This window comes from Pantoea sp. CTOTU50773, assembly GCF_032082325.1.
GTDB classification, from domain to species: Bacteria; Pseudomonadota; Gammaproteobacteria; order Enterobacterales; family Enterobacteriaceae; genus Pantoea; species Pantoea communis.
In genome coordinates, this window is record NZ_DAMDQC010000177.1 from 1 (window position 1) to 8846 (window position 8846).

The window sequence follows — 8846 nt, forward strand, 5'->3', positions numbered from 1 at the left end:
GTCAGGAGTGATGTTGCTGGGAAGCCTGCTGGCCGCTTGCGATCGGGGTGTGGCGCAAAACGCCCCGCCACCGCCGCCCGAAGTGAGTGTCGCGCAGGTGGTCGAACAAAAAGTCAGCCAATGGGATAGCTTCAATGGTCGCTTTGAAGCGGTGCAAAGTGTGCAACTGCGCCCTCGCGTTTCCGGCTATATCGATCAGGTTAACTATCGCGAAGGCGATGACGTGAAAAAGGGTCAGGTGCTATTTACCATTGATGACCGCACCTATCGCGCGACGTTAGAGCAGGCACAAGCTGAACTCGCGACCGCGCGCAGTCAGGCATCGCTGGCGCGCAGTGAGTCGGCACGCACCGATAAACTGATTGGCACCAATGTGGTATCCCGTGAAGAGTGGGAACAGCGTCGTTCTGCAGCGAGTCAGGCGCAGGCCAATGTGCTCTCCGCGCAGGCCGCCGTTGATATGGCGCAGCTGAATCTCGATTTTACCCGCGTCACTGCCCCGATTGATGGCCGTGCCAGCCGCGCGATGATCACCACCGGTAACCTGGTGACCGCCGGTGACAGTGCCAGCGTGCTGACCACGCTGGTGTCGCAGGATCGTATGTACGTCTATTTCGACGTCGATGAAGCCACCTATCTGCAGTATCAGGCGATGGCACGTCAGGGACAAAATCGCGGTTCGCTGCCGGTGGAAATCGCGCTGACCGGCGAGCAAGGTTATCCGCATCGTGGCACCGTTGACTTCCTCGACAACCAACTCACCGCCAGCACTGGCACCATTCGCATGCGTGCCACGCTGGATAATCATGAACGTCAGTTCACCCCAGGTCTGTTTGCCCGCGTGCGTTTACCCGGCAGCGCCGCGTTTAACGCGCTGTTGATTGACGATAAAGCGGTGCTGACCGATCAGGATCGTAAATACGTGTATGTGGTCGATGCGCAGGGTAAAGCCGAGCGTCGCGATATTCAGGCTGGCGAGCTGGCTGATGGCCTGCGCATTGTGCAATCCGGTTTGAAGCCGGGTGACAAAGTGATCGTCAATGGCCTGCAGAAAGTCTTCATGCCTGGCATGCCTGTGAAAGCTCAGCCGGTGGCAATGCGCTCCGCTCAATAATAATCGAGACTGCCTGTTATGGATTTCTCCCGCTTTTTTATCGACCGACCGATCTTTGCGGCGGTACTGTCGATTTTGATATTTACCACCGGACTGATCGCCATACCACTGCTGCCGATCAGTGAATACCCCAACGTGGTGCCACCCAGTGTGCAGGTGCGCGCAGAATATCCTGGCGCCAACCCCAAAGTGATTGCTGATTCGGTGGCGACACCGCTGGAAGAGGCGATCAACGGGGTCGAAAACATGATGTACATGAAGTCAGTGGCCGGTTCGGATGGCGTGCTGGTCACCACCGTGACCTTCCGTCCAGGTACCGATCCAGACCAGGCACAGGTTCAGGTGCAAAACCGTGTGGCGCAGGCAGAAGCTCGCCTGCCGGAAGAGGTGCGTCAACTCGGTTTGACCACGCAGAAGATGTCACCGACGCTAACGCTGGTGGTGCACATGTTCTCGCCGAAGGGCAAGTATGACTCACTCTATCTGCGTAACTACGCCACCCTGAAGGTGAAAGATGAGCTGGCGCGCCTGCCAGGCGTTGGTCAGATTCAGATCTTCGGGGCGGGCGAGTATGCGATGCGCGTCTGGCTGGATCCGAATAAGGTGGCCGCACGTGGCATGACCGCTTCTGATGTGGTCAGCGCTATGCAGGAGCAGAACGTGCAGGTGTCTGCCGGTCAGTTGGGCGCAGAGCCGACCAAAAAGGCCAGCGACTTCCTGCTGTCGATCAACACCCAAGGGCGTCTGGAGAGCGAAGAACAGTTCGGCAATATCATCCTGAAAACTGCCGATGACGGCTCGCTGGTGCGCCTGCGTGACGTGGCGCGCATTGAGATGGGTTCCGGTAGCTACGCCCTGCGCTCGCAGTTGAACAACAAGGACGCGGTCGGCATCGGTATCTTCCAGGCACCGGGGGCCAACGCCATCGACCTGTCTAACGCCGTGCGTGACAAGATGGCCGAACTGGCCACCCGCTTCCCGGACGATGTGCAGTGGGCGGCACCGTACGATCCAACCGTGTTCGTGCGTGACTCGATCCGTGCCGTGGTGCAAACGCTGTTTGAAGCGATTGTGCTGGTGGTGCTGGTGGTGATCCTGTTCCTGCAGACCTGGCGTGCATCGATCATTCCGTTGCTGGCCGTGCCGGTTTCGGTGGTGGGAACGTTCAGCGTGCTTTACCTGCTGGGTTTCTCGCTTAACACCCTCAGTTTGTTCGGGCTGGTGTTGGCGATAGGGATCGTGGTGGATGACGCCATTGTGGTAGTGGAGAACGTTGAGCGTAATATCGCGATGGGACTCTCTCCGACGGCGGCTGCGCATCAGGCGATGCGCGAAGTGTCGGGGCCCATTATCGCGATTGCGTTAGTGCTGTGTGCGGTATTCGTGCCGATGGCGTTCCTGTCCGGTGTGACCGGTCAGTTCTACAAGCAGTTTGCGGTGACGATTGCCATCTCCACGGTGATCTCTGCCATTAACTCATTGACGCTCTCTCCGGCGCTGGCGGCCAAGCTACTGAAGTCGCATGATGCACCGAAAGATATGCCAACGCGTCTGATTGATCGCTTACTCGGCTGGATTTTCCGTCCGTTTAACCGCTTCTTCCAGCGCAGTTCGGATGGCTACGAGTCGATGGTCGGCAAAACCCTGCGTCGTCGTGGTGCGGTGTTTGGCGTTTACGTCATACTGCTGGCGGGCGCGGGCTTTATGTTCCACACCGTGCCGGGCGGCTTTATTCCAACGCAGGATAAGCTGTATCTGATTGGCGGCGTGAAAATGCCAGAAGGTTCGTCACTGGCGCGTACCGATGAAGTGATTCGCAAGATGAGCGAAATCGGCATGAACACCGAAGGCGTGGCCTATTCGGTCGCCTTCCCTGGCCTGAATGCCTTGCAGTTCACCAATACACCGAATACCGGCACCGTATTCTTCGGCCTGAAGCCGTTTAATGAACGTACCCGTACGGCTGCGGAGATAAACGCTGAAATCAACGCGAAAATCTCCAAAATCCAGCAAGGCTTTGGTTTCTCGATTATGCCACCGCCGATTCTGGGGCTGGGTCAGGGTTCGGGTTACTCGCTGTATGTGCAGGATCGTGCGGGCTTAGGTTACGGTGCGTTGCAAACCGCCATTAATACCCTTTCCGGTGCGGTGATGCAGACGCCCGGCATGATGTTCCCGATCTCCTCGTATCAGGCCAACGTGCCGCAACTGGATGTGCAGGTGGATCGTGATAAAGCTAAGGCGCAAGGCGTTTCGCTGACCGATCTGTTTAGCACCTTGCAGGTGTATCTTGGTTCTTCTTACGTCAACGACTTCAACAAGTTTGGTCGTACCTGGCGTGTGATGGCGCAGGCAGACGGGGATTTCCGTAACAGCGTGCAGGATATTGCCAATCTGCGTACCCGTAACAATCAGGGCGAGATGGTGCCAATCGGCAGTATGGTCAACATCACCACCACCTACGGCCCCGATCCGGTGATTCGTTATAACGGCTATCCGGCGGCGGACTTGATAGGTGATGCCGATCCACGCGTGCTCTCTTCAGCGCAGGCAATGGAGAAGCTGGAAGCGATGTCGGGCCAGGTGCTGCCGAATGGCATGAACATCGAATGGACCGACCTGAGCTATCAGCAAGCCACTCAGGGCAACACGGCGTTTATCGTCTTCCCGGTTGCGGTACTGCTGGCGTTCCTGGTACTGGCGGCATTGTATGAGAGCTGGACGCTGCCGCTGGCGGTGATCCTGATTGTGCCGGTCACCATGCTGTCCGCGCTGGTTGGCGTGTGGCTCACCGGCGGCGATAACAACGTGTTTGTGCAGGTTGGTCTGGTGGTACTGATGGGACTGGCATGTAAGAACGCGATTCTTATTGTCGAGTTCGCCCGTGAACTGGAGATGCAAGGCAAAGGGATTGTCGAGTCGGCGCTGGAAGCCTGCCGCCTGCGTCTGCGCCCGATCGTGATGACTTCGATTGCCTTTATTGCCGGTACCGTTCCGCTAATTCTGGGTGAAGGTGCCGGTGCCGAAGTGCGTGGTGTCACTGGGATTACCGTGTTCTCGGGCATGCTGGGCGTGACGCTGTTTGGTCTGTTCCTGACGCCGGTGTTCTATGTGACGTTACGTAAACTGGTGACGCGAAAGCAGCCGGAAGCGGAAGTGCAGACGGTGTAAATCTGTTTTAGGTTAAATTGCGGCGGGCAGAGACGGCCGCCTTTTTTATAAGGGAACGAAGAGCTGGAAGCAGGCCCCCGGCGCGGGTTTCAGGGCAATATCACCGCGATGCAATTGCAACATACGACGAACGATGACCAACCCCAATCCACCATTGTCACGACGGTCAGGATCGATAATGGAGGGGCGTTCAAACAGGGTCTGACTGACTTCCGGTGAGATACCTGGGCCGTTGTCTTCCAGCTCCATCATCACGTTCTCCCCTTCCAGCCACAGACGCAGGGTAATGTTCCCACCCGACGGCGTATGACGGATGGCATTATCCACCAGGTTGGTCAGAACACGCTCTATCATCGACATATCCGCGTCGATCATGGGCAAACCCGACGCGATATCAACCGACAAATTCAGGCGGGATTTCTCCAACGCCAGCTCAAATTTCTGTATCACGTCCTGAACCAAATCCGGCAGCGAAAACCGTTCGTACTGTGGCGTGACGACACCATGTTCCAGCCGCGCTAACTCAAACAGTTGCTGTGCGAGCATGCCGACCTTTTCACTTTGCGTCAGGGCAATCTGTAAATATCGGCTGCGCTCCGCTTCGGTCAAGCTGGCAGCTTTCACTGCCAGCGTCTCCAGATAACCCTGAATCGACATCAGCGGCGTGCGCAAGTCATGCGAAATGTTGGCGACAAACTCACGACGCTGCTGGTCTTTCAGCTCCAGCGTTTCTACCTGAACGTCAATACGCTGCGCCATATCGATAAAGGCGTTTTGCAACTGCGCCACTTCATCCTGTTGCGGGGAATGAGGTAGCGCGGCAAGGCGTTGTAGCGCATCCGCACCCGCTGTCACCTTTTGTGTCAGCTGTCGCACCGGTCTTGTGACCCAATAATAGGCCGCTGCACCCGCCATCAATCCAAGCAGGACGATAACCACCACCGACCAAAGCATGGCGCTGCGCAGCACGGACATTTTAACGCCCTGCTGCAGATGTTGATAATTCTCCCCCTGCAAAATCACATAGAGATAACCCACCGTTCTGTTGCCATCCAGAATAGGCGCAGCGCTGAACACTTTGAGCGCGGAAGGTGAACGAGGATCCTCACCATACACCAGTGGCGCCCCATTCAGCCACTTTTGCAGTGGACGCACGTCGACCCGATCGCGATGGACATGGCCGGCTGGCGCATCATTGGCCAGAATCTGTCCCTGCGCATCCAGCAGGTAAACTTCAACGCTCGGGTTGTAGGACATCATCTGGCCGAACAGCTGCTTGAGTGCCGGAGCATCGGTGTTTCCGGCATTCATCAATGCGCAACTTTTGGCAATAGAAGCGGCCAGATCTCGCGATAAATTCTGCATCATGGCATCACTGTATTGCTCGCGGTTGTTGTCCTGAATCAACAGGATCAGCGCACTACTGATCAGTAGCATCAGGGCAAAGACCAGCGTCAAACGCTGAGTGAGTGACAGACGTTTCATGTAACCTGATCTCCCTCACCCGGCACCACGAATTTGTAGCCCTGTCCCCACACCGTAAGAATCCAGCGTGGCTCAGCTGGCGTCGCTTCAATTTTGAGGCGTAATCGGTTGATATGGGTGTTAACCGTGTGCTCATAACCTTCGTGCTGGTAGCCCCACACCAGATTCAGCAAGCTAAGTCGCGAAAAGACCTTTCCTGGATGACGGGCAAAATGGTAGAGCAGCTCGAATTCACGAGGCGTCAGCTCAATTAACGTCTGAGCCAGCCTAACCTCTCGGGCAACCGGATCAATACTCAGGCTGCCAAGACGCAGGTTTCCCGCATCCTGGCGCAAATTTTGGCTCATCGCTTCCTGGCGGCGGAAAAGTGCTTTAACGCGCGCCACCAGTTCCAGCATCGAGAAGGGTTTGGTCAAATAGTCATCCGCGCCCAGTTCCAACCCCAGTACGCGATGCACTTCACTGGCGCGAGCGCTGATCATCACAATGGGCGTGTAGTGCGGCATATTGCGTGCACGACGGCACAGTTCCAGCCCATCAACACCAGGCAACATAATGTCAAAAATCAAGGCATCCCAACGCTGGCTTTCCAGCAGCTGACTGCCACTATCACCATCCGCAGCATGCGTAATATCAAAGCCCTCGTCACGCAGATGAATGTGCAACAGCTCGGCAATATTGCCATCGTCTTCAACGATTAAGATCTTCTTCGCCATGTTGACCGCCTCAATGAACATCCTTTAAATCTTATACAGAATTGCCCCCCTGAATTATCACATTTTGTTTAACTCTGCGTGAGGACTCTGTGATCAATATCGGCGCAAAGTCTCTTCATTCCAGACGGCATAGCAATATGCAGAGGTGCAGAGTGAAATGTGCTCCCGATAAAAAGGTTCATCCGTTGTGGTTGAGATTGACTCACTGGATCAATGCCGTTGCGATGACATTAATGATTCTCAGTGGCTGGCGGATTTATAACGCGTCTCCTTTATTTCCATTTGATTTTCCCAATAGCTATACTCTGGGAGGATGGCTGGGTGGTGCACTGCAATGGCATTTTGCGGCAATGTGGCTTTTTGCCGGTAATGGCGTGCTCTATCTGACGCTTAATCTTCTGAGCGGACGTTTTCGCCAACGTTTTCTGCCCTTAAGCATGACTCAATTAGTAAAAGATGGCCTATCTGCATTAAAAGGACATCTTAGCCATCACGATTTACGCCAATATAATATGGTGCAAAAATTTGCGTATTTTCTGGTGGTCATTGATGGCATTTTATTAGCCTTTTCAGGGTTAGTCTTGTGGAAGTCGGTGCAATTTCCGTTATTGCGAGAAGTATTGGGCGGCTATGACACGGCTCGCTTCATTCACTTTTTTGCCATGGCCTTTTTATGTGCCTTTGTTGTTATCCATCTGATCATGGTGGCACTGGTACCTAAAACATTATTATTGATGACACGCGGACGCTAAAAATGACGATTAAAAAGATTGAACGTCCCAGCAGTGAAACTGACGCCCTGTTAAAAGACGCCACCACTATTCTGGCGAAAAAAATGTCTGGCCATTCACGACGTCAATTTCTGCGCATGGGCTTGACTGCGGGCGGTGTGGCGTTACTCACCGGATGCGACATCGACAATAATCCTGACATCGAAAATATTTTAAGCCGCATGTCACGTTTTAATGACCGTATTCAGGGATGGTTATTCAGCGGTTATCAAATGGCGCCAGAATATACCCTGAAAGATATTACGCGGCCCTTCCCGTTTAATGCCTTTTACGGTGAAGAGGATATTCCGCAGGTAAACGGTGATGATTACCAGTTGCAACTGAGCGGACTGATACGTGATAAACGCAGCTGGCGACTGCCTGAGTTATATAAATTATCTCAGCATGAACAAATCACCCGCCATATTTGTGTAGAAGGATGGAGTGCCATTGGCCGCTGGGGCGGCGTTCGATTCAGCGACTTCCTGCAACTGATTGGGGCTGACACCAAAGCGAAATATGTCAGCTTTCGCTGTGCCGATGATTATTACACCAGCATTGATATGGCGACGGCATTGCACCCGCAAACCTTATTAGCACTGAGTTGGGATGGTCGGATATTACCGCCGGAATACGGTTATTCCATGAAATTACGGATTCCGACCAAACTGGGCTACAAAAACCCCAAGCATATTATTTCAATTGAAATCACCAACCGCTTTACCGGTGGCTACTGGGAAGACCAGGGCTATAACTGGTTTGGCGGCAGTTAATCTCCCCAAAACCCTGTAAGGAAATGAAGATGAAAAAGATTATTGCAACTGTATTCGCTGGCGCACTGTTGATGGCTTTCTCTGGCGCTTATGCTGCTGACAATATGGCCAAAGATGGTATGCAGAATGAAAGCGGTATGTCGCCCGACGGCATGAAAAAAGACCACATGAAAAAACCGATGAAGAAACATGACAGCATGAAGAAAGATGGCATGGCTAAAGACGGTATGGCGAAGGATGAGATGTCTAAGGACGGGATGTCTAAGTAACAGTGTCAGTTACCGGGCGTATGCCCGGTAACTGTTTTACTGATATCAGCGGGATTTTTTACAAAGGTCTTCGATTTCGAGATCGGGCAGTTCATCGCAGCTAGTGGTGTCGTGTTTGTTCAGCTCAGCCAGTGCGTCAGCCACCGTACGCGTCTCCAGCACTTTCAACGAGGCTTCTTCCGCCTCTTCAGCAATCGATTTGAAGTACCAGCACAGGTTGGCACTCACCAGACAACGCGGTGCGACATCAGGGCGTGAAGCCCAGAGCTTTTTGTCTTCAATCACAGAGGTATAAATATCGCGCAGCGTGATCTCTGCGGCCGGACGCCCGAGGTGAATCGAACCAGTACGGCCAAGCGTAGAGACAATGATGCCATCGCGAGTTAACGGAACCATCAGTTTCCGAATGAAACTGGGGTTCGCTTCAAGACCATACGCCAAAATAGCACTGGTCGAGCGTTTGCCCAGTTGCTCCGCCATCGCTACGCTCAAAACCATCTGCAAAGCTGTCGGGAAGCGGTAATCAAGCATTTCTGTATCCTGAGTTG

At 53.9% G+C, this 8846-nt stretch carries 8 protein-coding genes; 5 read left to right on the plus strand and 3 right to left on the minus strand.

Annotated elements, in window-relative coordinates:
- Positions 1 to 7 precede the first annotated feature (7 nt).
- Together RT340_RS19955 and oqxB are read left to right on the plus strand one after the other, a co-directional pair.
- Positions 8 to 1114: an efflux RND transporter periplasmic adaptor subunit gene (locus tag RT340_RS19955; RefSeq protein ID WP_313377564.1), complete on the plus strand. Its 1107-nt coding sequence runs from the start codon at positions 8 to 10 to the stop codon at positions 1112 to 1114.
- A gap of 18 nt (positions 1115 to 1132) precedes the next feature.
- A complete protein-coding gene (oqxB, locus tag RT340_RS19960; protein WP_211727864.1) occupies positions 1133 to 4285 on the plus strand; it encodes a multidrug efflux RND transporter permease subunit OqxB in 3153 nt (1050 codons plus the stop codon).
- A gap of 45 nt (positions 4286 to 4330) precedes the next feature.
- Here the strand turns inward: oqxB and RT340_RS19965 are convergent, their stop codons facing one another.
- Positions 4331 to 5770, minus strand: a complete 1440-nt coding sequence (locus RT340_RS19965) for a HAMP domain-containing sensor histidine kinase (RefSeq protein ID WP_313377562.1) — start codon at positions 5768 to 5770, stop codon at positions 4331 to 4333.
- On the minus strand, positions 5767 to 6486 hold the full coding sequence (locus tag RT340_RS19970) for a response regulator transcription factor (protein WP_237449323.1): 720 nt from the start codon (positions 6484 to 6486) through the stop codon (positions 5767 to 5769). The genes RT340_RS19965 and RT340_RS19970 overlap by 4 nt, the downstream gene beginning before the upstream one ends.
- Before the next feature lie 137 nt (positions 6487 to 6623).
- Between RT340_RS19970 and RT340_RS19975 the strand changes: the two genes are divergently transcribed.
- Genes RT340_RS19975 through RT340_RS19985 form a run of 3 tightly spaced genes read left to right on the plus strand, consistent with a single transcriptional unit; the run spans position 6624 to position 8298 of the window.
- Positions 6624 to 7238: a cytochrome b/b6 domain-containing protein gene (locus tag RT340_RS19975; protein WP_313377565.1), complete on the plus strand. Its 615-nt coding sequence runs from the start codon at positions 6624 to 6626 to the stop codon at positions 7236 to 7238.
- Between the two features lie 2 nt (positions 7239 to 7240).
- A complete protein-coding gene (locus RT340_RS19980; protein WP_211727862.1) occupies positions 7241 to 8029 on the plus strand; it encodes a molybdopterin-dependent oxidoreductase in 789 nt (262 codons plus the stop codon).
- Positions 8030 to 8058: 29 nt separating this feature from the next.
- A complete protein-coding gene (locus RT340_RS19985) occupies positions 8059 to 8298 on the plus strand; it encodes a pentapeptide MXKDX repeat protein (RefSeq protein WP_313377563.1) in 240 nt (79 codons plus the stop codon).
- 45 nt (positions 8299 to 8343) lie between these two features.
- Here the strand turns inward: RT340_RS19985 and RT340_RS19990 are convergent, their stop codons facing one another.
- The gene (locus RT340_RS19990; RefSeq protein WP_313377566.1) at positions 8344 to 8829 is read right to left on the minus strand and encodes an Rrf2 family transcriptional regulator; all 486 of its coding nucleotides are present in this window, start codon (positions 8827 to 8829) and stop codon (positions 8344 to 8346) included.
- Positions 8830 to 8846: the final 17 nt, after the last annotated feature.

Bases quoted from the DNA above. Each gene is read 5' to 3' on its own strand.
- oqxB (WP_211727864.1), top strand. From the start codon at position 1,133: ATGGATTTCTCCCGCTTTTTTATCGACCGACCGATCTTTGCGGCGGTA.
- RT340_RS19965 (WP_313377562.1), bottom strand. From the start codon at position 5,770: ATGAAACGTCTGTCACTCACTCAGCGTTTGACGCTGGTCTTTGCCCTG.
- RT340_RS19970 (WP_237449323.1), bottom strand. From the start codon at position 6,486: ATGGCGAAGAAGATCTTAATCGTTGAAGACGATGGCAATATTGCCGAG.
- RT340_RS19975 (WP_313377565.1), top strand. From the start codon at position 6,624: ATGCAGAGGTGCAGAGTGAAATGTGCTCCCGATAAAAAGGTTCATCCG.
- RT340_RS19980 (WP_211727862.1), top strand. From the start codon at position 7,241: ATGACGATTAAAAAGATTGAACGTCCCAGCAGTGAAACTGACGCCCTG.
- RT340_RS19985 (WP_313377563.1), top strand. From the start codon at position 8,059: ATGAAAAAGATTATTGCAACTGTATTCGCTGGCGCACTGTTGATGGCT.
- RT340_RS19990 (WP_313377566.1), bottom strand. From the start codon at position 8,829: ATGCTTGATTACCGCTTCCCGACAGCTTTGCAGATGGTTTTGAGCGTA.